Origin of the sequence: Tatumella sp. UCD-D_suzukii (genome assembly GCF_000611875.2) — a bacterium.
Classification (GTDB): domain Bacteria; phylum Pseudomonadota; class Gammaproteobacteria; order Enterobacterales; family Enterobacteriaceae; genus Tatumella; species Tatumella ptyseos.
The window spans coordinates 1-25,438 of sequence record NZ_JFJX01000006.1 but is presented as its reverse complement, the minus strand read 5'-3'; the positions used below and the strand labels follow the sequence as shown (position 1 = coordinate 25,438).

20 protein-coding genes are annotated in these 25,438 nt (G+C 52.1%); 1 reads left to right on the top strand and 19 read right to left on the bottom strand.

The annotated features are described in order from the left end of the window. Window positions 1–424: 424 nt before the first annotated feature. The 6 genes from hemG to ubiD form a co-directional block, all read right to left on the bottom strand. Window positions 425–967 (bottom strand): menaquinone-dependent protoporphyrinogen IX dehydrogenase, encoded by a 543-nt coding sequence (hemG, locus tag CG67_RS02755; protein ID WP_025901455.1) that lies wholly within the window; start codon window positions 965–967, stop codon window positions 425–427. A 17-nt stretch (window positions 968–984) separates the two neighbouring features. Further along, window positions 985–2,436: a Trk system potassium transporter TrkH gene (gene trkH / locus CG67_RS02750; RefSeq protein ID WP_025901454.1), complete on the bottom strand. Its 1,452-nt coding sequence runs from the start codon at window positions 2,434–2,436 to the stop codon at window positions 985–987. A 29-nt stretch (window positions 2,437–2,465) separates the two neighbouring features. Further along, the gene (locus CG67_RS02745; RefSeq protein WP_025901453.1) at window positions 2,466–3,080 is read right to left on the bottom strand and encodes an IMPACT family protein; all 615 of its coding nucleotides are present in this window, start codon (window positions 3,078–3,080) and stop codon (window positions 2,466–2,468) included. Then, window positions 3,080–4,411: a Xaa-Pro dipeptidase gene (gene pepQ, locus CG67_RS02740; protein WP_025901452.1), complete on the bottom strand. Its 1,332-nt coding sequence runs from the start codon at window positions 4,409–4,411 to the stop codon at window positions 3,080–3,082. Before pepQ ends, CG67_RS02745 begins: the two co-directional genes overlap by 1 nt. A 358-nt stretch (window positions 4,412–4,769) precedes the next feature. Further along, window positions 4,770–5,471 carry an NAD(P)H-flavin reductase gene (gene fre / locus CG67_RS02735; RefSeq protein WP_025901451.1) on the bottom strand — a complete coding sequence of 234 codons (702 nt, stop codon included), beginning with the start codon at window positions 5,469–5,471 and terminating at the stop codon, window positions 4,770–4,772. A gap of 45 nt (window positions 5,472–5,516) precedes the next feature. Then, a complete protein-coding gene (gene ubiD, locus CG67_RS02730; RefSeq protein WP_025901450.1) occupies window positions 5,517–7,001 on the bottom strand; it encodes a 4-hydroxy-3-polyprenylbenzoate decarboxylase in 1,485 nt (494 codons plus the stop codon). Window positions 7,002–7,272: 271 nt separating this feature from the next. On the opposite strand from ubiD, the gene rfaH reads away from it, so the two are divergent. Continuing rightward, entirely contained in the window at window positions 7,273–7,761 is a 489-nt protein-coding gene (rfaH, locus tag CG67_RS02725) for a transcription/translation regulatory transformer protein RfaH (RefSeq protein ID WP_025901449.1), read from the top strand. Here rfaH and tatD read toward each other — a convergent pair whose 3' ends face one another. The 13 genes from tatD to CG67_RS02660 all read right to left on the bottom strand — a co-directional run. Continuing rightward, window positions 7,762–8,544 carry a 3'-5' ssDNA/RNA exonuclease TatD gene (gene tatD, locus CG67_RS02720; protein WP_025901448.1) on the bottom strand — a complete coding sequence of 261 codons (783 nt, stop codon included), beginning with the start codon at window positions 8,542–8,544 and terminating at the stop codon, window positions 7,762–7,764. An 83-nt stretch (window positions 8,545–8,627) separates the two neighbouring features. Then, entirely contained in the window at window positions 8,628–9,386 is a 759-nt protein-coding gene (gene tatC / locus CG67_RS02715; RefSeq protein ID WP_025901447.1) for a Sec-independent protein translocase subunit TatC, read from the bottom strand. A gap of 2 nt (window positions 9,387–9,388) precedes the next feature. After that, window positions 9,389–9,982 carry a Sec-independent protein translocase protein TatB gene (gene tatB / locus CG67_RS02710; RefSeq protein WP_025901446.1) on the bottom strand — a complete coding sequence of 198 codons (594 nt, stop codon included), beginning with the start codon at window positions 9,980–9,982 and terminating at the stop codon, window positions 9,389–9,391. A 3-nt stretch (window positions 9,983–9,985) separates the two neighbouring features. Beyond that, complete coding sequence (gene tatA / locus CG67_RS02705; RefSeq protein WP_025901445.1) at window positions 9,986–10,228, bottom strand: Sec-independent protein translocase subunit TatA; 243 nt, start codon at window positions 10,226–10,228, stop codon at window positions 9,986–9,988. A gap of 91 nt (window positions 10,229–10,319) precedes the next feature. Beyond that, entirely contained in the window at window positions 10,320–11,957 is a 1,638-nt protein-coding gene (gene ubiB / locus CG67_RS02700; RefSeq protein WP_025901444.1) for a ubiquinone biosynthesis regulatory protein kinase UbiB, read from the bottom strand. Further along, complete coding sequence (locus CG67_RS02695) at window positions 11,954–12,565, bottom strand: SCP2 domain-containing protein (protein ID WP_029990327.1); 612 nt, start codon at window positions 12,563–12,565, stop codon at window positions 11,954–11,956. The genes ubiB and CG67_RS02695 overlap by 4 nt, the downstream gene beginning before the upstream one ends. 5 nt (window positions 12,566–12,570) lie before the next feature. Next, window positions 12,571–13,326: a bifunctional demethylmenaquinone methyltransferase/2-methoxy-6-polyprenyl-1,4-benzoquinol methylase UbiE gene (gene ubiE / locus CG67_RS02690; protein ID WP_025901442.1), complete on the bottom strand. Its 756-nt coding sequence runs from the start codon at window positions 13,324–13,326 to the stop codon at window positions 12,571–12,573. A gap of 75 nt (window positions 13,327–13,401) precedes the next feature. Continuing rightward, window positions 13,402–14,922: a DNA recombination protein RmuC gene (rmuC, locus tag CG67_RS02685; protein ID WP_025901441.1), complete on the bottom strand. Its 1,521-nt coding sequence runs from the start codon at window positions 14,920–14,922 to the stop codon at window positions 13,402–13,404. 126 nt (window positions 14,923–15,048) lie between these two features. Continuing rightward, entirely contained in the window at window positions 15,049–15,810 is a 762-nt protein-coding gene (udp, locus tag CG67_RS02680) for a uridine phosphorylase (RefSeq protein ID WP_025901440.1), read from the bottom strand. A 143-nt stretch (window positions 15,811–15,953) separates the two neighbouring features. Further along, window positions 15,954–16,448, bottom strand: a complete 495-nt coding sequence (bamE, locus tag CG67_RS02675) for an outer membrane protein assembly factor BamE (protein WP_025901439.1) — start codon at window positions 16,446–16,448, stop codon at window positions 15,954–15,956. Window positions 16,449–16,472: 24 nt separating this feature from the next. Continuing rightward, on the bottom strand, window positions 16,473–17,672 hold the full coding sequence (locus CG67_RS02670) for an HlyD family efflux transporter periplasmic adaptor subunit (RefSeq protein ID WP_025901438.1): 1,200 nt from the start codon (window positions 17,670–17,672) through the stop codon (window positions 16,473–16,475). Further along, complete coding sequence (locus tag CG67_RS02665; protein ID WP_029990330.1) at window positions 17,669–19,843, bottom strand: type I secretion system permease/ATPase; 2,175 nt, start codon at window positions 19,841–19,843, stop codon at window positions 17,669–17,671. Before CG67_RS02665 ends, CG67_RS02670 begins: the two co-directional genes overlap by 4 nt. A gap of 121 nt (window positions 19,844–19,964) precedes the next feature. Further along, on the bottom strand, window positions 19,965–25,438 hold a 5,474-nt coding region (locus tag CG67_RS02660), incomplete at its 5' end, for an Ig-like domain-containing protein (RefSeq protein WP_025901436.1).

Below are 25,438 nucleotides of genomic sequence, written 5' to 3'. Positions count from 1 at the left end.
GCCATGATCAAACTCTTCAATTTAAGTTTGATTTGCTGAAACAAGTTCAGCGATGCTCAAGTGTAAAACACTCATAATGAATTTCATTATGTGTTCACTCTTAAGACTTGATATGTTTTACGTCCGGAGACGTTGATATCAATCCTGCGAGTGCCCACACAGATTGTCTGATAAATTGTTAAAGAGCGTTGCAACTCAACCGTTTAGGTTGTTGTTGCGAGGTGGCGTATATTACGCTTTTCACCTCAGGAGTCAACCACTATTTCGTGATTTTTTCTCCCGGACCGAATCGCTTCAGTCCCTGTCACGCCGCTGCGTATCGCGCTTTGCCGTGTCAGTGGGAGCGCATTATAGGGAGATAATTTTTTCTGACAAGGGTTTATTTCAAATAAATTTCTGAGTGTCGCTTTTTCCGCCAAAAGCGTTATTTATAGAGCGATTTGTCGGTTATTTGCACGAATTCGCGGGCAAACTCAGCCACCTGCTGCCAGTCCGTGTACTCATATTCCTTTGAAGTATCCGTTTCACCCCCGGTCATCTTCATGATCAGGCGGATCATTTGTTTATCTAACCAGCCATAACGCGGATAACGCAGTGCGCCCGCGGCCACCAGACAACGATCCGGCGTCCAGGGTGACTGCTCCAGGAACTTCCGCGTGTAGACATTGGTCTCCGGCGTGTTCTTATCGGCTTTGCGGGCAGTCAGGTTCACGGAAATAAAGCCACTGGCCCGCGACTGTAATAAAGGTAAGTGGTCGGCGATAAAGCGGTTCACTTCCGGCGCATAATGTCCGTAACGGATGGATGCCGCGATCAGCACCCGATCATACGCCTGCCAGTCACTTCCGGAAGCGGAATCAATATTGACCACATCACAGACCTTTTCCTCACCCGCTTCGTTCGCAATAAAATCCGCAATTTTTCGCGTCTGTCCGTCCCGGCTGGAAAACAATATCAGCATCTTCATTATTTCTTATCCTTTAATCATTCCCGCCAAAAGGTCGGGGTGAACAGTACTAATAGTGTAAAGACTTCCAGGCGACCAAATAGCATGGTCGAGATAAGGATCCATTTCGCCGTATCATTCATTGAAGCAAAATTATCGGCCACCACTCCCAGTCCCGGCCCCAGGTTATTCAGTGTTGCCGCCACGGCCGCAAAAGCAGAAAAATTATCAACGCCGGTCGCGATGATAGCCAGCATACTGACCAGGAAGACCAGGGCATACGCCGAGAAGAATCCCCAGACGGCTTCCAGAATTCGTTCCGGGAGCGCACGTTCTCCGAGCTTGATGGTATACACCGCATTCGGGTGTACCAGACGTTTAAGCTCCCTCGACCCCTGTTTGCAGAGTAACAAAATGCGGATAACTTTCAGCCCGCCCCCGGTCGACCCCGCACAGCCCCCGATAAACGCAGAGCAAAGTAACAGGATTGGCAGGAAGGAAGGCCAGTGCGAAATACTGTCTGTGGTAAAGCCCGCGGTCGTTGCCATAGAGACAACCTGGAAGAAAGCCTGATTGACCGTCTGCAATACGCTGCCGTAAGTGTGATGCAATAAAAGTATCAGTGTCGCAATGACCACCAGCGTTAACTGTACCCCGATAAAGACCCGGAATTCAGGATCCCGCCAGTACCCTTTCAGGCTCCGGCCACTCAGTAACGAGAAATGCAGCCCGTAGTTACAGCCCGAGATCAGCAGGAAAATAGCAATAATGCTGTTAATGGTTGAGCTGTGGTAATAACCGATACTGGCATCATGGGTCGAGAAGCCGCCAATGGCGATGGTCGAGAAGCTGTGACCGATGGCATCAAAAAGCGGCATACCGGCAAGCCACAGAGCCAGAGCGCAAGCAATCGTCAGCAAGACATAGATAAGCCAGAGCGTTTTCGCCGTTTCCGCGATCCTCGGGCGCATCTTATGATCTTTCAGAGGACCAGGCATTTCAGCACGATACAGCTGCATGCCACCGACGCCCAGGATGGGCAGGATAGCCACCGCCAGTACAATGATCCCCATCCCCCCGAGCCATTGCAGCATCTGACGATAAAAGAGTATTGCTTTCGGTAACGAGTCCAGACCTACCAGGGTCGTTGCACCGGTAGTGGTCAGTCCGGAAAACGATTCAAAGAAGGCATCGGTGACAGAAAGGTGGGGTTGCTCGGCAAAAATAAACGGCATCGCCCCGACACTGCCCAGAACGGTCCAGAACAGCACCACAATCAGGAAACCTTCGCGGGGCTTTAATTCACTTTTCTGTTTGCGGTTAGGCCACCAGAGCACAGAGCCTATCACCAATGCCAGAAGAAACGTCTGACTGAATGCTCTGCCTGCACCATCCCGATAAATCAGCGCAACCAGCCCCGGCACAATCATAGTGACGGAGAAAATAATAATTAATAAACCCACAATACGGGTGATGGCACGAAAATGCATTATGCCTGTCCTTAACTCAATAAAGGTGGTTATTCTGCCCGCTGAAGCGTCAGCGCACCGCGGCTGAAGTCCGAGAGATGTTGTTCAAATTCACTGATACTGCCATGCGGTAACGCCAGGCGTAATGCTACATCAGCCTGATACTCACTGTGCGTTATCTTACCGAGATAGCGCTCGACCATGCGTTCTATTTCTGTCAGTTGCCCGTAATCACAACGCAGAGTAAAAGGCTGCATCGGCACTTTCCTGCGCCGGGAAAGTGCCTGTAACCCCTGACGGACACCGCCGCCATAGGCTTTTACCAGCCCGCCGGTTCCCAGCATGATGCCGCCATAATAGCGAACCACCACACAGGTGACCTCACCGACCCCGCTACCCATCAGCTGGGCCAGCATGGGTTTTCCCGCGGTGCCGGAAGGCTCACCGTCATCAGAAAAACCCAGCTGCTGTGAGTCATCAGGTGCTCCTGCCACCCAGGCCCAGCAATGGTGCCGGGCATCGGGGTGCTTATCCCTCATCTGCTGTACGAAGGATCTTGCGGCTTCACTGCCTTCAGTATGAGCCAGATAAGTAATAAAGCGGCTTTTCTTTATGGTTTCTTCCGTGATGCAGACATCCGCTGCCGGAATATCATAAGCGTCCATCAGGCCAGATTCAGATCACGGGTCATATTCTCCACCCCTTCGCCGGTGATGATCACGTTATCTTCAATACGTATTCCGCCACAGGCTTTCAACTGGCCGATACGCTCCCAGTTGAAGTGTTTACTATAGCGGCCTTCCCGCCAGGGGGATAACAGCGATTCGATAAAGTAGATCCCCGGTTCAATGGTCAGCACCATACCGGCGCTCAGTGTACGGGTACAACGCAGCCATGGGTACTGTTCCGGCGGTGCCTGATGCGTGCCTTTATCATCCTGCATAAAGCCGGCCACATCATGTACCTGCAGCCCTAATGGATGACCGACGCCATGCGGCATAAAGACCTGAGTAATATTCTCACTGACCATCGCCTCTTCGCTCAGTCCGGTCACAATGTCGAACTCGCGGAGTATTGTGGCAATACGCTGATTCATCTGCACATGATAGCCGACATAACTTTCCCCGGCCTTCAGCGTACCAATCAATTCCTGTTCATGCTGATCCACTGCACTGACCAGCCCGGCAAACAGCGAGTTTTTATCCCATGCATAAGTGCGGGTAAGATCGGCGGCGTAACCGTGAAACTCTGCCCCGGCATCCAGCAGGAAGCTGCGTGGCTGCTGCGGTGCTTCTTTCTCCAGCCGGGTGTAATGCAGAATGGACGCATTCTCGTTCAATGCCACAATATTGCCGTAAGGCACATCAGTATCCCGCTGCCCTGTCGCCAGCAGATACGCGGCATTAATTTCAAATTCACTCTGTCCTGCGAAAAATGCCTCTTTCGCCGCACGGTGACCGGCGACAGCAATTTTCTGCGCTTCGCGCATGCACCAGAGCTCATAATCGGTTTTAAAGCTCCGGTGAAAATGCAGGTAGTCCAGTACCGGCTGCGGATTGATCTTTGATTCCGGGATCCCTAACTGCCCTGCACGCTCTGCTACCGGTCCGATATACGCCACGTTCTGCCTGTCTGCCGGTAACTGCTGCGCAATAGCGTGACTGTCCCTTAATGCAATGATGTCTATCTCATCGGTCCAGAAACTTTCCGGTAATGCATCGGTTTTATGCCAGTAATCGACCGGAGAATAAAACCATAGACGTGGTTTGTTCACCCCATCGACCCATAACCAGCAGTTTGGCGTCTGAGTGACCGGCACCCAGGCCTTAAAATGTGCATTAGTTTTAAAAGGATAGTGATGGTCATCAAGGAAGACACTCAGCAGCTCACCGGAATGGATTAATAACGCATCCAGGTGATTCGCGGCAAGTACCTGCTGAGCACGATGCTGTAATGTTGCCAGGTGTTTTTTATATAATTCGTTCAGTGAGTCCATCTCTACCCTCGTTGATATCAGCATTTTGGCGCATTTTACCACAGCTCACCCCGGGATGGCGTCCCTGCCTCCGCAGCATGCCCTCCGGTGAAGTTAACACCTTATCACCGCCTTCCGAATCTTCACTTTTCAGTGCCGCAGGAATGCGTATACCTTTGTCTGACCGATGCCCCCTTCAGAGGACCAAAAGATGCCAATACTGAACAGTGCTGAAGCTGAGGGAGGAGATGCTAATAAAAGAGAGTTTTCGGGGACGGATAAACCGGGTCAGTGCGCAGGTAGCGTTCAGGATATCGCAGAAGCCAGGGCGTGAAGGAGCATGATGGCAAACATCATGCTCCTGGTGTCACGTTAAACGTCAGATAAAGGCAAAGGCATCGCCGTAAATCTGGCTGCTGACCGCTTCCCGTTCAGCACAAAAACGTTCTCTGGCAACTTTGGCCATTTCAAAACGACCGGCAATATAAATATCGTAGGGTTTCAATGTCGCGTGATCCTGGATCACGGCAGGCAGTACAGTGCCGGTTCTGCCCTGCCACTCATCATCGGGTTGCTCCACCACAGGTACGACGGTCAGGTTCGGATGACGAACCGCCAGGGCATTCAGCTCTTCAAGGTCATACAGATGATGCGGCTCCCGCCCGCCCCAGTAAATGGCAATTTCACGATCCGGGTTTTCTGATAAGGCTGTCAGCAGGATGGAACGCGCATAAGAAAAACCGGTACCGCCTGCGATCAGGATCATCGGACGATCGCTGTCATCACGCAGCGCTGCATTACCGTGAGGCATGTCTACCTCGATGCTTCGCTGGTCACGGATTTTCTCCATGACGGCCATCGCATACAGGTTCAGCTCTGACGCACCGATATGCAGTTCAATAATATCTTTTTCCATCGGGGTCGATGCCAGTGAAAAAGGACGTTTATCATTCTCGTCCATCACCACCATCAGATACTGGCCGGCACGAAAGCTAAACTCCGTTTCCGGTACTAACCGGACCCGATAAACCGTGTCGGTAATGCTCTCTACGGAAATCACTTTACAGCTTAATGTTGTCATTCGTTCCCTCTGTCGGGTCATCGGATAAAAAACAATGGTCGTCGGTTAACGGGAAGACTGAGGGCCAAAGATAGCCAGCTCATCCCAGATTTCGTCAATCCGCGCCGTGATTTTGGGATCTTTAACGATAGGACGGCCCCATTCACGGTCTGTTTCACCTGGCCATTTATTCGTTGCATCCAGTCCCATTTTGGAACCCAATCCGGACACCGGGGATGCAAAATCCAGATAATCGATCGGCGTATTTTCAACAATAACGGTATCCCTGGCGGGATCCATACGTGTTGTAATCGCCCAGATGACATCATTCCAGTCACGTGCATTTACGTCATCATCGCAAACAATCACGAACTTGGTGTACATAAACTGGCGCAGGAACGACCAGACACCAAACATAACGCGTTTTGCATGTCCGGCATATTGTTTCTTCATAGTCACGACGGCCAGACGGTAAGAACACCCTTCCGGTGGCAAATAAAAATCGACAATTTCAGGAAACTGTTTAATTAATATCGGCACCAGGACTTCGTTCAGCGCGACACCCAGTGCTGCGGGTTCATCGGGCGGACGGCCGGTATAGGTTGAATGATAGATAGCATCACGACGACGGGTAATGTGCGTGATGGTAAATACCGGGAAGTCATCCACTTCATTATAATAACCGGTATGATCACCGTACGGGCCTTCCGGGGCCATATCACCGGGCTCAATGTAGCCTTCCAGGATAATTTCTGCGGTGGCGGGCACTTCAAGATCATTAGACAGGCATTTAACCACTTCGGTTTTGGTGCCACGTAGCAGGCCGGCAAAAGCATACTCAGAAAGACTGTCAGGCACCGGGGTAACTGCCCCCAGGATAGTCGCCGGGTCCGCACCGAGCGCGACAGAAACAGGGAACCGTTCGCCGGGATGTGCTTTACACCATTCCTGGAAATCCAGCGCACCACCACGGTGAGAAAGCCAGCGCATAATGACCCGGTTTTTACCAATCACCTGCATACGGTAAATTCCGAGATTCTGCCGCTCTTTATGAGGGCCACGGGTGACCGTCAGCCCCCAGGTGATCAGGGGAGCCGCATCTTCCGGCCAGCATGTCATGACCGGAATGGCAGATAAATCGACATCCTCTCCCTGCAAAACCACATCCTGGCAGGGTGCGTGACGCAGGCGCTTCGTCGGCATATTCAGCACTTGTTTGAACCGGGGCATCTGTTCGAACAGGTCGCGGAAGCCTTTCGGCGGTGACGGTTCTTTCAGGAAAGCAAGTAACTCTCCGACATCGCGCAGTGCACTGACTTCTTCCTGACCCATTCCCAACGCCACCCGTTTTGAGGAACCAAACAGATTGCAGAGCACAGGCATGTCGTACCCTTTCGGGTTTTCAAACAACAATGCCGGCCCTCCGGCCCGGAGTGTACGGTCAGCGATTTCCGTCATTTCTAAAAACGGATCAATAGGATAACTAATACGTTTTAATTCACCACGCTGCTCAAGTTGTCGCAGGAAGTCTCTTAAGTCCTGATATTTCATGAGGTTTTTACTTTATTGCCGGAGTTAATCTGGCCATTATAGGGTGGATTGTTTCAAGATGCCGGGATTTATTATGCGGTGCAGACTGTCTGTTGCGATAAACGCACTTTACGTCTGCGTCAGCAACGATATTGTGCCCTGCATTCTCCCCGGCGGGACGCGGAATATTCGTGTCCGGCAACAGGGTCTCCCGGGCACGGAATCAGAGGCTGTGAACTATGACACAGGAAAGAGTTTTGCTATCCTTTGCGGCTGTTAATAGGGAGCAGTTATGGAATCCTGGTATCTACTTTTTTGTAAACGTGGTCAGTTATTACGGGCACAGGAACATCTTGAACGTCAGGGTGTTTGCTGTCTGAGCCCGATGATTGCCGTGGAAAAGACACTCCGCGGAAAGGCCACCACGGTGAGTGAGCCACTTTTCCCTAATTACCTGTTTGTCCGGTTTGCCCCGGAAGTTATCCATACCACGACCATCAGTGCGACCCGTGGCGTCAGCCATTTTGTCCGCTTTGGTGCCCTCCCTGCCAGGGTACCGCAAGAGGTTATCGACAGTCTCGCGCAACAGGATTTCCACAGCAGCCTGACCCCTTCCCTGCCTCAGCAGGGAGATGAGGTAGAAATTACCGCCGGGACATTTGAAGGATTGCGGGCTATTTTTGCCGAGCCGGAAGGCGAGACCCGTTCTGTCTTACTGCTCAGCCTGCTGAATAAGCAGGTGAGCCGCAGTGTCGATAATCGCCAGTTCCGCAAAATCTGATCAGTTAAGGCCAAACAGTTGTCTGGCATTCCGGTCCACCTGGCTTGCCAGTTCTGTAGCATCCTCATTACGCCATGCCGCGACCTGACTGACAATATGTGGCAGAAAACAGGGTTCGTTACGCCGGGATGTCGGCCGGGGACGCATGTCTCTCGGCAGCAGATACGGAGCATCCGTTTCCAGCAGTAAACGCGATGCCGGAATCAACGGTAATAACGCTCTTAGTTCCACGCCCCGACGTTCATCACAGACCCAGCCGGTGATCCCGACCGATAATCCGGCATCCAGACATTCCCGTAGTTCCTGCTCGGTACCGGTAAAACAGTGGACCACCGCGGCAGGCAGTTTATCCAGCCAGGGACGAAGGATCGCGATAAAACGCTGATGTGCTTCACGGCAATGCAGAAACACCGGGAGCTGTAGCTCTGCGGCTAAGCTCAGTTGAGCTTCGAAAGCATATTCCTGCTGATTATGATCGGAAAGGTTACGATTGAAGTCGAGTCCGCATTCGCCGATAGCAACCACTTCCGACTGGCTTGCCAGCCTGCGTAGTGTGCCTGCGGTTTCCTGTGACCATTCACTGGCATGATGCGGATGAACACCAGCCGTTGACCAGCAATAACCGCTGTGTTGTCTGGCCAGAGACAGCGCCTGCTGACTCTCCAGTGCGTTGGTGCCGGTAATTAACATTCCGGTGACGCCGGATTCCCGTGCACGGGTGACTACCTGTTTCCGGTCTTTAGCAAATTGCGTGCTGGTGAGGTTAACCCCGATATCAAACATGTTATTTCCCAAAAGCTAAACCACCCTGGCCGGGTGGTTTTCGTGAACATTTCCCGTCATCGCGGGAACCTGAGTTCGGGATCTCAGGATTCTGTATCCTGATCGTTATCCTTATCCCAACGTCCTTTCCCTACATAGTAACGTGAGAAGAATACGCCGACTTCAAACAGGCAGTACATCGGAATAGCGAGCAAAGTTTGGGAAAAAACATCCGGCGGGGTTAAAAGCATACCGACAACGAATGCACCGACCAGCATATAGGGCCGCTTTTTACGCAAATCGTCCGGAGAAGTAATGCCGGTCCAGCACAATAAGACGATAGCGACGGGCACTTCAAAGGCGACACCAAAGGCCAGAAACAGGGCCATAACGAAATCCAGGTAGTTACTGATGTCAGTCGCTATCTGTACGCCATGGGGTACCGTTTTAGCAAAAAAGCCGAATGCCAGCGGGAATACAATAAAGTAAGCGAAAGCCACACCGATATAAAACAACAAGGTGCTGGAAAACAGCAATGGCATAATCAGTTTTCTTTCATGCCGGTATAGCGCAGGCGCTACAAATGCCCAAAGCTGGTACAGAATAACCGGTACGGCCAGAAAAACTGACACAATGATCGTCAGTTTTATCGGCGTGAAAAACGGTGAAGCAACATCGGTGGCTATCATACTCGCACCGACCGGCATCTGTTTGATGAGTGGCTCGGCCACTAACTGATAGATATCGTTAGAGAAATAGACCAGAACTAAAAATATCACCAGTATCGATGAAATACAGTAGATCAGGCGTTTACGTAGCTCAATCAGATGGCTTATCAGCGGCTGGGTATCTTGTACATCCATGGTTATCTTTCTTCACTTACCGGTGAGGCAGGGCTCTTACCGGACCCGGAGGCCGGAGGGAGACTGCCGGATGACTTCGTTTCCTGACCCGGCGTCGCCGGTGCATGGACCACAGCAGGATCAGGCTGTTGCGCAGGCGATGAGCTTTCTGCTGCCGGAGAAGAGACAGACTGCCCCTTCTGTAATTCGGTCGCAAAAGGTACCGTCTCAGAGACTGTCTCTTGCGGAGTCACCGCAGGTGAGGCTGCTGCTGCCGTCGCTTTGGCATTCGCCTCATTGTCAGCATGCTCTAAATCCGTCGCTTCGCGGTAAGTACGCTTCATGGAATCTGCCGTTTTGCGCAGTTCTTCCATGGATTCCTTCAGTTCAGGTGAAAGCGTTCCTTTTCCGGCTTCTTCGACTTTTTTAAGGCTATCCTGCAACTCCTGAAGCTTAAGTTCCTGAGCCAGTTCATTCTGTACATTTGCGGCCAGAGAACGCATCGCGCGGATCCAGCCGACAACGGTTTTCACTGCCACAGGCAGACGTTGAGGTCCGAGAACAATCAGACCTATCACGAAAACCAGTAAAAGTTCACTAAAGCCAATATCGAACACGGTTTATACCTGATCGTTGTGTTTCCGGGCTTCCTCTTTCTGAGAAGAAGTCTGCGGGTTATCAGAAATGGATTTTGCAGTGAAGTCCGCATCCTGTTCTTTTTTATCATCATCTTTCATCGCTTTTTTGAAGCCTTTGATGGAAGATCCTAAATCTGAGCCAAGATTACGTAACTTATTGGTTCCGAACAACAGCACCACAATCACTGCAACAACGAGTAAGTGCCCGATACTAATACCGCCCATGTTAACTCCTGCATTCCGTGACCCGCGACTGCGGATCTGATGAAAATAGTTCAGTCTTACGACATTAACCCGTTTAGAATGAAGCTGACAATCAGTTTGTTTTTCGCCAGCCGACAATCCATGTTAACACACCTGCAACAATCAGAAACCCTGAAGTAACCTCCCATTGCGGACGACCGATAGCCAGAGCGGTACCGCAGATCAGAAAGACGGTCCCCATACCCAACAGATATCTGGCCTGACCATGACGTGTACGTTGCTCTTTCATGTCAGAAACCAGTTTATCGACACTGTGTTTCAGTAATTTATGATGACGCATTCCGTCATAAAAAAGTTCCGGGAGTTCAGGCAGCTTCTCCGCCCAGGAGGGTGCTTTCGACTTCACTGCCCGCCAGATGGCCGGTAAGCCTATCTGATCCTTAATCCATTCTTCCAGGAAAGGCTTCGCGGTTTTCCATAAGTCCAGTTGCGGGTATAGCTGACGACCGATGCCTTCAACGTATAGCAGGGTTTTCTGCAACAATACCAGCTGAGGCTGCACTTCCATATTAAAACGCCGCGCGGTATTAAACAGATTCAGTAATACATGCCCGAAAGAAATCTCGGCTAACGGCTTTTCAAAAATAGGCTCACACACCGTACGGATGGAAAACTCAAACTCTTCAACATTCGTGTCCGGCGGTACCCAGCCGGAATCCACGTGCAGTTCGGCCACACGGCGGTAATCACGATTGAAAAAGGCGATAAAGTTTTCCGCCAGATACCGTTTGTCGTCTTTGTTCAGTGACCCGACAATACCGCAATCGATAGCGATATATTGCGGGTCCTCAGGATGTTCATAGCTGACAAAGATATTCCCCGGGTGCATATCTGCATGAAAGAAACTGTCCCGGAATACCTGGGTAAAGAAGACCTGAACACCGCGCTCTGCAAGCAATTGCATATTCACGCCATGCGCCCGCAGGGTGTCAGTATCCGAGATAGGGATCCCGTAAATCCGCTCCATGACCAGCATCGTCTCGCTGCAATAGTCTGAATAGATTAACGGCACATATAACATGTTATTGTTTTCGAAATTACGGCGCAGCTGAATCGCATTGGCCGCTTCACGCAACAGGTTCAGTTCATCAATCAGGGTTTTTTCATAATCCCTGACCACTTCTACCGGACGCAAACGTCTGCCATCGGGGAGTAAGCGCGGCAACCAGTGTGCCAGACGATAAATCAGACGCATATCGGCTTTAATGACCGGCAGAATATCCGGCCGGATCACCTTAATCACCACGTCCTGGCCATTTTCTTTCAGTTTAGCCGTATGTACCTGGGCGATAGAAGCAGATGCCAGTGGCTTAATGTCAAAATCATCGAACCATTGCTCAACCGGCCCGCCGAGCGATTTTTCGATTTGAGCTTTCGCCAGCGCACCATCAAAAGGCGGGACTTTATCCTGCAGGGCCGCCAGCTGATCCGCGATCTCCGGCGGAAAAAGATCCCGGCGGGTCGACAGCATCTGCCCGAGCTTAATCCAGACCGGTCCGAGCTGTTCCAGCGCCAGGCGTAAGCGAACCCCCAGCAGTTCATCAGAATGACGATTCGGGATCCAGAAAACACAGCGGCGCCAGAAACGTAGCAGTAGTGTCAGGCGTGTCTTCGGGATAAGTTCATCCAGGCCATAGGACAAAAAGACACGAATAATGAAATAGAGTCGCCGAATCTCTCCAACCGTCATTTCTTCTCCCGTTGAGCCAGCCGTGCTTCCAGTATGGCCAGCCTTTTGTCCAGAGCCTGAGTTTCTTCACAAAACCAGGCGACTTCAAGGGCACCCGGCGCAGCCTGCCACTCCTGAGTCAGTAATTCCCCCAGTTGCTGCTGTTTGCCGGTGATCTCTCTGCGCAGGAAAGCAAAAACACGCTGACCTGCGCGGCTGATCCCCTGAGCGGCAACATCGCCGACCCAGGGAGCAAGGTATTCCGCGGGATCCAGTTCCGCCATATCGAGCAAGGCTGAAAACTGCTGAATAACCTGCAGATCGCCCTGCACATCCAACCGTTCCTGCTTGATCAGGGCCGTCAGGTTCTGACGATCCCGCAACTCCGGTAATACTGAGAACGCCAGAGAGACCGTACAGTCACTTTCATCCTGCCAGTCGGTCAGCACATCCAGCTGGTGTTCGCTGAATACCAGCACCAGTGGCTTCGGCAATTCACTGAACTTCAGCGCCAGCACCTTACCTTTCAGGCGCTGACGTGCCGCTTTCATGCCCCGATCCTGGTAAAGGAGTCGGTTCAGTGCGCTTTCAGCGCTTGCCGCCAGTAACAGCATGGGGTTCATTGCCATCGACATCAGAACTTATATCCGCGATGAAGGGCAACGATACCTCCGGTCATATTGTAATAAGAGGTATTTTCGAACCCGACATCATTCATCATGCCTTTCAGCGTCTCCTGATCCGGGTGCATACGAATGGATTCTGCAAGATAGCGATAGCTGTCTGCATCGCCGGCAACCATCTGACCAATACGCGGTAACAGGTGGAAGGAATAAGCATCATAGGCTTTGCTTAATGGCTCCAGCAGCGGTTTGGAAAATTCAAGGATCAGCAGGCGACCGCCCGGCTTCAGTACACGAAACATGGAGGCCAGTGCTTTCTCTTTTTCGGTCACATTACGCAGGCCAAAAGAGATAGTGATGCAGTCGAAATAGTTATCAGGGAAAGGCAGGGCTTCTGCATTCGCTTGCACATAGCTGACATTGCCGGAAACGCCTTTATTACGCAGTTTCTCACGGCCCATTTTCAGCATGGAGCTGTTAATATCTGCCAGCACGACCTGGCCGGTTTCACCCACCAGACGGGAAAATTTTGCAGTCAGATCACCGGTGCCCCCGGCCAGGTCCAGCACCCGCTGACCGCGACGTACACCACTGCAATCAATGGTAAAACGCTTCCAGATACGATGGATGCCCATCGACATCAAATCGTTCATCAGGTCATATTTTGCTGCCACGGAATGGAACACGTCAGCAACTTTTTCAGCCTTTTCATTTTTAGCTACGGTCTGAAAACCAAAATGTGTTGTTTCCTGAGATTCATCTGCCATCGGTATTACCTGTTCTGTGATCAATACTGTCTGAAGTGTATCAGAGTCCCGAAGGCCCGGCATCTTGCTGCGCCACTATTCAGAAACTCCCCGGGGATTTTCCTCATTGTCCCACGTATTCTGCGGGCCGACCAGTGAGGTTTCGCTATCACCGTCGGTTTCCTGTGCTCCGGCCTCGAAAGACAGCGCCTTTTCGGTCACTTTCGGGTTGATCGGCCGGCGTATCTCTACGCCCAGATGTCGAAACGCTTCCGTCCGGGCCACCAGATTCCCCCGCCCTTCCGAGAGCTTCTTCATCGATTGCTGATAACTGTCCCGGGCTTTATCAAGATGCGTCCCCAGACTTTGCATATCATCCACGAATAATCGCATTTTATCGTACAACCGCCCCGCTTTTTCAGCGATATGCTGGGCATTCTGGCTCTGGTGTTCATAACGCCAGAGATTACTGATCGTGCGCAGTGCCACCAGCAATGTGGTCGGGCTCACCAGCATAATATTTTGCTGCAGGGCTTCGCTGATAAGTTCAGGCTGCCGGTCAATCGCCAGCAGGAAGGCCGGTTCGACCGGAATAAACATCAGCACGTAATCCAGTGAACGCACTCCAGGCAATTGCTGATAGTCCTTACGGCTGAGCAACCGGATATGTTGCCGTACCGTCGTCAGATGTTCCTGCAGGGCCTGCTCACGCACCGCATCATCCTCAGCGTTGAAGTAACGCTCATAGGCCACCAGCGTCATTTTGGCATCGATCACGACATCTTTTTTCTGCGGGAGATGCACAATCACATCCGGCTGATAACGTCCGTCACTGCGCTGAATGCTGACCTGGGTTTCGTATTCATGTCCTTCCCGCAACCCGGAGGCCTCCAGTACACGACCGAGGACCACTTCCCCCCAGTTACCCTGAATTTTGTTATCCCCTTTCAGGGCACGAGTCAGGTTAACGGCTTCTTTCGCCATTTCGCTATTGAGTTTTTGTAACTGACGGATTTCATGTGTAAGCGTATGCCGCTCACGGGCTTCATGGCTGAAGCTCTCATTAATCTGACGGCGAAAACCATCAAGTTGTTCGCGCAACGGGGTCAGTAATCCGTGCAGGCTCTGGCGGTTTTGTTCATCAAACCGGCGACCACTGTTTTCGAAAATACGTCCTGCCAGGTTTTCAAACTGTGCGGCCAGCCGCTGTTCACTGTTGAGCAGTAACCGCTGTTTTTCCTCTGCCGCCAGCCGGGTGTCTTCTAACCGGGTCGTGGCTTCACGAAGCTCAGCTTCCTGTACGCGATTAATTTCTGACTGATGACGTACTTCAAGGGTCAGTTGCTCACTCTGTTCCCGCCAGTAAGCCAGCTGGTTCAGTTGCTCCTGCCGGGCACTCAATGTGCTATAGACCTGCCGTAGCTCCTGGTCTTTTGCCTGCAGACGTTGCTGCTCTGTTGCCAGGTCCTGATACAATTGAGCCATCGCTTCCTGCCGCACACGTAGTTCTGCGTCACTGGCGGCCAGCTGGTGACCTGTTCGTAATACCGCGATTAGCCAGCCCAGACCTAAGCCTCCGGCCAGCAACGCTATTGAAATGATAAGCTGCGTATCCACCCGCGTCCCCGTTTTTCTGATCCACAAAGAAAAGGTAGAGTGGCACTGTATAGATGTCCAGATATTTCTGATGTGCGGCCAGGCAGTCTGCCGGAGCATTCTCCGGCAGAGCCTGTGAAGGGAAGGTCAGAGTAAGGCTTTAGCGGCACTGACGACAATGCTGACGGCTTTGCTCTCTGTCTGTTTCATGGTGGCGCTGTCCGGGATCTCTTTCTGCGTCCGGTTGACGATAACCCCGGCGACCATACCGGCACGCAGGCCCTGACTGGCACACATCGTCAGCAGAGTGGCGGATTCCATTTCATAATTCAGCACCCCCATCGACTGCCACTCCTCCATCGAACCCCGGAAAGCCTTTACGACTCTGCCGGAGTAAGTGTCGTAACGCTCCTGACCCGGATAGAAAGTATCGGAAGACGCAGTCACCCCGATATGAGTAGTCGCACCGGACTCCCGGGCCGCATTGACCAGGGCCGTCGTACACGCGAAATCCGCCACTGCCGGATATTCCAGCGGGGCAAAGTGGAGACTGGCACCATCCAGTCGTACCGAGGCCGTGGTCACCAGGACATCACCGACGTTAATCCCCGGCTGGATAGCGCCGGTGGTACCGACGCGAAGAAAGGTGCGGACCCCCAACTGAGCCAGTTCTTCTACCGCAATAGACGTAGAAGGCCCGCCGATCCCCGTGGAACAGACCACCACCGGTTTACCGTCAATAAAGGCCAGCCAGCTGGTGAATTCACGGTGGGACGCCAGCTGACGGGGTTCGTCCATCAGCTCAGCAATTTTTCTGACGCGCTCAGGATCGCCGGGCACAATCGCTAATGTGGATCCCTGAAGATCGGCCTTCGTCAGCCCCAGATGGAAAACATCGGATTGCGACATATTAACCTCAATAAGCTACAGTGAATTATGCTGAATATTGTACGTCAGAGACGAGAAATTTTCGTGACAGAAATCAACCGGGACAAAAAACTGGTTTTCTCTGTCGCCGCCGGAGCCATGTTAGCTCCGGCTGACGAGGGGAGTTAAGGCGTGTTTGTGAAAAACGTCTTTTTTAATTGCGGTGCAGTTTCTGTCGATGCCGTCACCGTTTTTGCGAGATCCTGACATTGCTGACGTCGCCATACACCGGTTTTCACACGCTGAGTGCTGCTGTCAAAGATCACTTTGTATTGGCAAATAATACGGTTTTCGGAGTCCGGCAGCTGCAGGTTAATATCATATTCCCACTGTGTCCCGTTATTGTCCTGATAGACAGGTTCACCTAATAAATCCGTGACTTGCTGCCGGGTCATCTCAGGCCGGATAGCATTGACTGCTGATAATGACTGATGAGTCCCCTGGCGAACAAACTTTTCATCCAGCCGGGTGGGACGTTTACTGACATCATGATAACTATAGTGATCCGGGTTAGAACGGTTATCTGCAGGGTTATCATGCCAGAGATTTGCACATCCGCTTAACAGTAGTCCGAATGAGAAGCACAGAGCTCCTGCGGGTAATCGCATAACGTTTTTCATTATTATCTTCCTGGTATCGTCAGATTAGCGCTCGTGCAGAGCTTCATTCACTTTATTCAGCGGTTTTGTCAGGTAGTCCCATATGGTTCTGCTGCCCGTCTTAATATCCGTTGACGTCACCATACCGGGAACAATCGGGAAATGTTTCCCTCTTGCATTCACCAAAGAGTCGGAGTCCGTGAGTACAAACACCCGATAATAGATATTTTCCGGCTTCACTTCGTCACGGATGGTGTCCGGAGAAATTGTCACCACTTTTCCTTTTAACCCGCCATAAATGGAGTAGTCATAGGCCGTGACTTTAACTTTCGCTTCCAGACCCGGGCGAATAAACGCAATATCTCTGGGGGAAATTCTGGCTTCCACCAGTAATTGGTCATCGAGAGGAACCATACTCATCAAAGTGCCATTCGGTGGGATAACGCCTCCGATCGTAGTGACATCCAGGGATTTAATAATCCCTCGCACCGGGGCTCGTAGTGTCAGTTTATTCAGACTGGCCTGACGCCCGGCCACGACCGGCTGAAGAGCTTTGATTTCAGCATCCGCTTTCGAGAGCTCTTCCTGTGTTTTTACCTGATATCCGGTCTGAGCATCGGAGATCCTGAGCTGTAAATCAGCACGGTCACGTTCTTCTTTCAGTAAATCCACCTGGCTGGCGGCTCCGCTACTTAATAAAGAACGTGTAATATTGATTTGTTTAGTCAGATAACTCAGCGAGCTATTCAGTGACGAGAGAGTATCCGCCAGATTCTTTCGTCTGGCATTAAACAGCGCAGTTTCGGACTGAATCAATTGCGGATAATCATTCAACTCTGCCGGGAAGACCGGATGGTCTGCCCCGGAGGCTTCGGCTCGCAAACGAGCACCTGCTGCCAATACGGCCCGATAGCGGGCCGCCGATTCATCAAGGGAAGACTCACCTTGTGTAGGATCTAATTGCGCAAGAATACTTCCCTTATCAACGATTTCACCTTCATGAACATACAGGTCAGTTAATACACCGCCATCGCGGGATTGAATTTTCTGATCCCTGAGCGTCGGGATCACCTGGCCCGGTCCATTGGAGACCTCATCGACTTTACAAAACCAGGCCCATATAAAAAACAGAACCAGGAATAACGTAATAGTGATCACCATGCGGACTGATGACGTCGCAGAGACTTCGGAAAAAGCATCATCCGATGTCTCTTCGGCTGCGGAGCGAAAGCGGAAGAATTTCATTTTCTCTCCCCTGCAGAAGGCGTGGGTGTACCACTGAGCCGGCTAAGAACTTCATCTCTCGGTCCATCCAGCACTATCTTTCCGTTGTCGATCACAAGAATTCTATCCACTATCTGCAATACGGCCGGACGATGAGTGGCAATAACCAACGTACAACTTCCGGACATCGCTTTTAACTGCTGCATGACTCTCTTTTCAGCGATTTCATCCAGCGAGGCCGTCGGTTCATCCAGTAACAGCGTTGAGGGGTTACGCAGTAATAAACGGGCCAATAACAATGATTGCCTCTGACCTCCGGATAATCCCCCGCCGCCTTCTGCCACCACATGATCCCAGCCATCCTGCAAATGGGAAATAAACTCCCACGCACCGGCGGCTTTTAACGCAGCAATAAGTTCAGCATCGGTTCCCTGAGGGTAGCCTAGTAAAAGGTTTTCACGGATCGTGCCATAAAATAATCTGGCATTTTGGGTCAGAAAGCTGACATCACGACGGACATCTGCCGGGTCGAGATGTGACAAAGTCACCCCATCCAGAATCACTTTTCCTGAAAAAGGTTCAATTAACCCTGCCAGGACCTGCAGTAAGGTGGATTTCCCGGCACCATTTCGTCCCAGAAGGGCAATTCGCTCACCCTGTCTGATATCCAGCCTGGCGACATTCAATACCGGGTTTTCAGGATGATAACCAAAGATAGCGTCCCGGATTTCGTAGTTGCCACTCAGAGAAGGACGGCTGACCCTGGTCGAATTTTCAGGGTTATCTATCGGCATTTTCATCAGTTTATCCAATGCAGTACCGGCCATTTTCGCCTGCTGCCAGCGATTCAGCAGCTGGGCAATTCCGGATAACGGCGCTAACATTCTGCTGGATAATATAGAGCCGGCCACCAGCACACCGGTCGTCATCTGACCGGCAATGACATGGGGAGCACCTAAGAACACCACAACGGCAAACGTACTGCCCTGCACTGTCTGGATCCAGTTATTTAATTTGCTGAGTAAGTCTCTGAGTTTTAGCCCGGCATCGGCATTCACCGTATTGTAATAATTCCATTTATTCAGAAAGCGCGGCTCAGCCTGAAGAATTTTAATATCTTCCATACCTTGTACCGTTTCTACCAGCATGGCATTCCGCAAGGAAGACTCTCTCATGCCGGCACGTACCAGTTCCCGAAGTTTGGGTTGCAATAAGATACCAGGCAACAGCAGCGCAACAAAGGCTAATAAAGGAACCACCACCAGCCAGCCGGCAATAGACCAGAACACCAGAGAGAAGAGTATAAAGAACGGGAGGTCGGCTACCGCGGCAATGGTTGTCGACGTCATCATGTCTCTGACGGATTCAAGCTCTTTTAATTGGGAGATAAATGCGCCGGTTGACTGGGGACGGGCACTGCTTCGAATACGAAGGGCATGGTCAAAAACCCGGTCTGAGATCCTGAGATCCGCTTTCTTCCCTAATAGATCCGTGATCCTTGTCCTGGCGCTTCGCATGACCCACGCAAAAATTATCGATAACAATACCCCACCAAATAAGACATACAGCGTAGGCTCTGATTGCGCAGGGATCACCCTATCGTAGACCTGCATTGAGAAGAGTACGCCTCCCAACGCCATCACGTTGGTAATAATCGATGCCAGGAAAATGTAACCGTAGGATTTTCGATCCGAAAAAACAATATCTCTGATCCAGTGTTTTTTTACCGGTTCCAGATAACTGTCGATCCGTGCATCGGCAGGGATATCCATTGGCCGCAGGACAGCCATTCGCCGGACGGATGCCTGTAAGGTGTTCATTGCAACAAGCGTTTCCGTCCCCTGATCACCACTGAATATCAGTGTCATCTGGTCTGCTTGTACGCCTGTAATAACCGCGACCTGTCCATCCGTCAATTCCAGAGCGACAGGTAAGCGCCAGCTATTAATCACGGTAAGATCAGGCTCAATGAACCTCATCTTTAAGCCGCTATGCTGCGCAAGTTTCCTGAGTTCTTTTTCATCACACTGGCCTGTGATCCAGCGAGCCTTCACTCTCAGGTTTTCAGGAGAAACACTCAACTGAAAATGAATCGAAACATACTCCAGCGCATCGACCCATCCGCCAACCTGTTGCGACAAATGTTTTTCAGAAGGCTCGTCCGTATATTCTGGCTCTGATTTACTATTCATACTTTTACTCATTTTGAGCGTATTCAATTACATACATCAAACGACATTATTGAATGTCTCTGAACTGCGAAAAGGGGTCGTAAACATACCCCGGCGATGACACCAGGGTTTCTGCTAAAAATTAAACCGTATTGTTATTGGAGGACAATTCGTCTTCTTTAGCCAGCAATGCAGACGAGGTTTCACTGGTCGTATGCAGGCTGTCCGTTGCCGACGACGACGACGCTGTCGTGGAAGATGCTGACGACCCCGTTGATGACGTGGTTGTCGAACTGGTACTTAACAGAGACTGCAATGTCGGTAACGTCTCTGTCGTAGACGCAGACGATGTGTCCGACGCCGACGCCAGGTCACTGACGTTTTCCAGAGAATAGGTACTCAGCAAAGAACTCGTCGTGGTCGTCTGCGTATCCGCGCTGTATCCCGGCAGGTCCCCCGACGATGCAGAACCCGTCACATTGATATCAACGGATTCAGTATTGCTGTCTAACTGTCCATCGTTGACCGTCACCGTTAATTGCCGGGTGCCTGAATCCCCCGTGGTACCAAAGCGCAGGCCCTCCAGTAACGAATTCCAGTCACTGCTGCTTAATGAACCGCTGGTTCCGGCCTTCAGCGTCAGCGTCAGCGTACCCTCGCCGTCAGATGTCAGCGAGTAAGAGGCTTTGCCTGCCGTGTGAGTAGAGGCATCCATCCCATTAATCCACAGCTGATCACCACTTTTTCCGGACAGTGTTATCGTGGCGGACTGAATATCGTTATCTCCGTCACTGTCGCTGACACTGATATTAGGCAATACCGCCAGTTGTGAACTAGTGCTATCCGTACCTGAAGACGTGGAAGGATCATAAGTCAGGGTATGGCTATCACTGTCAGAAGTCGTTTCGGTCACCTGAGAAACGCTGATCCCCGAAATCTGGAAGTCATCCGCCGGGCTGCCGGGGGCATTCCAGTTGAGTACCAGATGGTCACTCACCCCGGTCTGCATTCCTTTCACCAGAATATGGGAAAGATCACTGTCAGTGATCGTTTGATCTTTCTGATACAAACGCCAGGTTTCAAACGGAATCGGCGTCGAGCCATCCAGCCAGGTTTTTCCGCCATCCAGCGAAACCTCTATCCCCTTGGATAGCGTGATATAGGCATATTTCTGAGCATCCGCATACTCCGCACCGGGGGTCGTCCCTGTGGTGGATTGGCCCGGTGTTGTTATGGATAATAAGGTCTGAGTGCCATAAGAAAATGAAAGCACGGCAGAACTACCATCATCCGTGCCTGACCAGCCGTTATTCCAGCCAACGGTCAGATCCAGCACATCATTGGTATTAAATGTCGTCGCTGCATTCATGGTACCGGTATATGATCCGCCATCCGCGCTGAGATTCACCAGATGATGAGTACTGTCATAGCTCGGCCACACACCTTTCCAGCCGCCACTTGTCCAGTTATTTTGCCAGGACGATGAATTAAAGCCACTGATATCAGTCCCGGCAGTATAGGTCACTTCTGTGGACTGAGTCATTTCAATAACCGGCGCATGGTCAAAAATCACCGAGGCTTCTGCCGTTGCCTGGCCATCCGATATAGTATAAGTTGCGGCAGGTATCGCTCCGACGTAACCACTCGCCGGCGTAAAGGTATACGCACCGTCGCTGCCAATCGTCAGGGTACCTACCCCGCTGAGAGTTGCGGTCTCTCCCGCGTTCAGTGTCTGCCCGTCCACAGAGAACTGCGTCACACTCAGCGTATCACCATCTTTATCCGTATCATTGCTCAGCACATTACCGCTGACCGGTGAGTCCTTATCTACCGTGGCATAATCATTAACCGCCACCGGGGGCGTATTAATAGCCGTAAAGCTTAATACCGCCGAGGCTGTCGCCTGGCCGTCGGTGATGGTATAGGTGGCTGACGGCACCGGACCGGTATAGCCGGTGACCGGCGTAAAGGTGTACGCACCGTCGCTGCCAATGGTCAGGGTACCCACACCGCTGAGGGTTGCGGTCTCGCCTGCTGTCAGTGTCTGCCCGTCCACAGTGAACTGCGTCACACTTAGCGTATCACCATCTTTATCGGTGTCATTCGTCAGCACATTACCACTGACCGCCGTATTTTCTTTCGCGGTTGCAGTGTCATTATTGGCCACCGGCGGGGTATTGATAGCACTGAAGCTCAGGGTCGCGGACGCTGTCGCCTGCCCGTCGGTGATCGTATAGTTGGCGGACGGCACCGCCCCGGTGTATCCGGTGACCGGGGTAAAGGTATAGGTACCATCACTGCCGATAGTCAGTGTCCCTACACCGTTAATGGTTGCGGTCTGCCCCGCGGTCAGCGTCTGCCCGTCCACAGTGAACTGCGTCACGGTCAGGGTGTCGCCATCCTTATCCGTGTCATTCGTCAGCACATTACCGCTGACCGCCGTGTTTTCTTTTGCCACGGCAGTATCGTCATTGGCAACAGGCGGTGTATTGGTATGTGTTGCAGTAATATCCTGAATATTCAGATGTGCAGATGCCGTTGTCTGACCATCGGTCACGGTGTAAGTGGCAGACGGTACCGCCCCGGTATATCCCTTCTCCGGGGTAAAGGTAAAGGCACCATCGCTGCCGATCGTCAGGGTCCCAATACCGTCCAGTGTCGCCGTGTCTCCGGCTTTCAGAGTCTGACCATCGATAGTGAATTGAGTCACCGTCAGTGTATCGCCATCTTTGTCAGAATCATTGCTGAGCACATTACCCGTCGCCGGCGTATTCTCCTGCACAGCGATAGTATCATCCTGAGCCACCGGCGGGGTGTTGACGATATTGCTGAAACTCAGGGTCGCGGACGCGGTCGCCTGCCCGTCGGTGATCGTATAGTTGGCGGACGGCACTGCACCGGTGTAGCCGGTCACCGGCGTAAAGCTGTAATCACCGTTACTGCCAATCGTCAGGGTGCCTACGCCGCTGATCGTTGCGGTTTCCCCGGCGTTCAGCGTCTGGTTGTTCACCGTAAATGTTGTGACGCTTAACGTATCGTGATCTTTATCACTGTCGTTGGTCAGTACATTCCCCGTCGTTGTACTATTTTTTGCAGTGGTCGCCGTATCATTCTCCGCGACCGGCGGGGTATTGATAGCGCTGAAGCTCAGCGTCGCCGAGGATGTCGCCTGCCCGTCGGTAATGGTATAGGTCGCGGATGGCACGGCACCGGTATAACCGGTCACCGGGGTAAAGGTGTACTTACCGTCACTGCCGATGGTCAGAGTGCCCACACCGCTGAGAGTCGCAGTTTCACCGGCTTTTACTGTCTGACCATCCACGGTAAACTGCGTTACCGTCAGGGTATCGCCGTCCTTATCCGTATCGTTACTCAGCACATTACCGCTCACCGCCGTGTTCTCTTTCGCTACGGCAGTATCATTATTCGCCACCGGCGGGGTGTTGATCGCGCTGAAACTCAGCGTTGCCGAGGCCGTTGCCTGACCGTCGGTGATGGTATAGTTCGCGGACGGTACCGGACCGGTATAACCGGTGACCGGGGTGAACGTGTAATCACCGTTACTGGCGATGGTCAGGGTGCCCACACCACTGAGGGTCGCAGTCTGCCCCGCAGTCAGCGTCTGTCCTGCGACAGTATACTGCGTCACAGTCAGGCTATCGCCATCCTGGTCGGTATCATTGCTGAGTACATTACCACTGACCGGGGTATTTTCAACTGTTGTGGCGTGGTCATTCGTCGCTATCGGCGCAGTGTTCTTAATGTCACTGAAATAGACAGTCGCCTGCGAAGTTAACTGACCGTCTGAGACCGTATAAGTAGCTGCAGGTACCGGACCCACATAGCCTTTCACTGGCGTGAAGACATATTGACCACCGGCATTGAAGGTCAGCGTACCTACGCCGCTGATCGTCGCGGTCTCACCAGCCTTAAACGTCTGATGGTTAACTGTAAAGTCAGTTATCGTTAACGCATCACCATCTTTATCACTATCATTACCCAGCGCATTCCCGCTCAGAGTGGTATTTTTTTGTACTGTCGCATGATCATCAACAGCATCAGGCGCATTATCAATGATGTCCGTGAAGCTTAACGTGGCCGAGGCAGTGCCTTGTCCATTGGTGATCGTATAGGTCGCGGTCGGTACCGGCCCTGCATACCCGATTTCCGGGCTAAACGTATAAGCACCGTCAGCATTGATCGTGAGCACGCCCACACCACTGATGGTCGCGCTCTCGCCGGCGGTCAGGGTCTGATTGTTCACAGTGAACTGTGTTACTGTCAGGCTGTCACCGTTTTTATCCGTGTCATTCGTCAGCACATTGCCGGTCACTAGACTATTTTTTTCAGGGTGAGCAACATCATCAGCAGCCACTGGCGGAGTCCTGGTGGTACTGAAGCTCAGGGTTGCAGATGCCGTTGCCTGACCATCGGTGATGGTATAAGTCGCCGTCGGGACGGCTCCTGTATAGCCCGCCAGCGGCGTAAACGTATAGGCACCATCACTACCGATTTTCAGGCTACCCACGCCGCTGATGGTCGCGGTTTCACCGGCTTTCACCGTCTGACCGTCCACGGTGAACTGCGTTACCGTCAGAGTATCGCCGTCTTTATCCGTATCATTGCTCAGTACATTACCGCTGACCGGCGTATCGCCGTTTGTCACTGCATGGTCAGCTATCGCCACCGGCGGCGTATTGATCGCGCTGAAGTGCAGCGTCGCCGAGGATGCTGCCTGCCCGTCAGTAATAGTATAGCTCGCGGACGGTACCGGCCCGGTATAGCCGGTCACCGGGGTAAAGGTGTACTTACCGTCACTGCCGATGGTCAGGGTGCCCACACCACTGATGGTCGCAGTTTCGCCGGCTTTCACCGTCTGGCCGGCTACCGTAAATCCGGTCACCGTCAGAGTATCACCGTCCTTATCCGAATCATTATCCAGTACATTCCCGCTGACTGCCGTATCCGCTTTCGTCACCGCATAATCATCTTCTGCCACCGGCGAGGTATTTGACCCCGTCGTAATATTGGTGAAGTGCAGAACCGCTGTTGCCGTCGCCTGGCCGTCGGTAATGGTATAGCGGGCAGACGGCACCGGGCCGGTATAGCCGGTCACCGGGGTAAAGGTGTACTTACCGTCACTGCCGATGGTCAGAGTCCCCACACCGCTGATCATCGCGGTTTCACCAGCGTTCACCGTCTGATTATCGACAGTAAACTGCGTCACTGTCAGGGAGTCGCTGTCCTTATCCGTGTCATTGGTCAGCACATTGCCACTTACCGGGGTATTTTTCTCCGGGTAGGCAATATCATCAGTAGCCACCGGCGGGGTATTGATCGTGCTGAAGCTCAGCGTCGCGGTGGACGTGGCCTGCCCGTCCGTTACCGTGTAGGTCGCAGACGGGACCTTGCCGGTATAACCGTTCACCGGCGTGAAGGTGTATTTACCGTCACTGCCGATGGTCAGGGTACCCACGCCGCTGAGGGTCGCGGTTTCACCGGCGTTCACCGTCTGACCGTCCACAGTAAACTGCGTCACCGTCAACGTGTCGCCGTCTTTATCCGTGTCATTGGTCAGCACATTACCGTTCACCGGCGTATTTTCTTTCGCCACCG

Bases quoted from the DNA above. Each gene is read 5' to 3' on its own strand.
- hemG (WP_025901455.1), bottom strand. From the start codon at position 967: ATGAAGATGCTGATATTGTTTTCCAGCCGGGACGGACAGACGCGAAAA.
- trkH (WP_025901454.1), bottom strand. From the start codon at position 2,436: ATGCATTTTCGTGCCATCACCCGTATTGTGGGTTTATTAATTATTATT.
- CG67_RS02745 (WP_025901453.1), bottom strand. From the start codon at position 3,080: ATGGACGCTTATGATATTCCGGCAGCGGATGTCTGCATCACGGAAGAA.
- pepQ (WP_025901452.1), bottom strand. From the start codon at position 4,411: ATGGACTCACTGAACGAATTATATAAAAAACACCTGGCAACATTACAG.
- fre (WP_025901451.1), bottom strand. From the start codon at position 5,471: ATGACAACATTAAGCTGTAAAGTGATTTCCGTAGAGAGCATTACCGAC.
- ubiD (WP_025901450.1), bottom strand. From the start codon at position 7,001: ATGAAATATCAGGACTTAAGAGACTTCCTGCGACAACTTGAGCAGCGT.
- rfaH (WP_025901449.1), top strand. From the start codon at position 7,273: ATGGAATCCTGGTATCTACTTTTTTGTAAACGTGGTCAGTTATTACGG.
- tatD (WP_025901448.1), bottom strand. From the start codon at position 8,544: ATGTTTGATATCGGGGTTAACCTCACCAGCACGCAATTTGCTAAAGAC.
- tatC (WP_025901447.1), bottom strand. From the start codon at position 9,386: ATGGATGTACAAGATACCCAGCCGCTGATAAGCCATCTGATTGAGCTA.
- tatA (WP_025901445.1), bottom strand. From the start codon at position 10,228: ATGGGCGGTATTAGTATCGGGCACTTACTCGTTGTTGCAGTGATTGTG.
- ubiB (WP_025901444.1), bottom strand. From the start codon at position 11,957: ATGACGGTTGGAGAGATTCGGCGACTCTATTTCATTATTCGTGTCTTT.
- CG67_RS02695 (WP_029990327.1), bottom strand. From the start codon at position 12,565: ATGGCAATGAACCCCATGCTGTTACTGGCGGCAAGCGCTGAAAGCGCA.
- ubiE (WP_025901442.1), bottom strand. From the start codon at position 13,326: ATGGCAGATGAATCTCAGGAAACAACACATTTTGGTTTTCAGACCGTA.
- udp (WP_025901440.1), bottom strand. From the start codon at position 15,810: ATGTCGCAATCCGATGTTTTCCATCTGGGGCTGACGAAGGCCGATCTT.
- bamE (WP_025901439.1), bottom strand. From the start codon at position 16,448: ATGAAAAACGTTATGCGATTACCCGCAGGAGCTCTGTGCTTCTCATTC.
- CG67_RS02670 (WP_025901438.1), bottom strand. From the start codon at position 17,672: ATGAAATTCTTCCGCTTTCGCTCCGCAGCCGAAGAGACATCGGATGAT.
- CG67_RS02665 (WP_029990330.1), bottom strand. From the start codon at position 19,843: ATGAATAGTAAATCAGAGCCAGAATATACGGACGAGCCTTCTGAAAAA.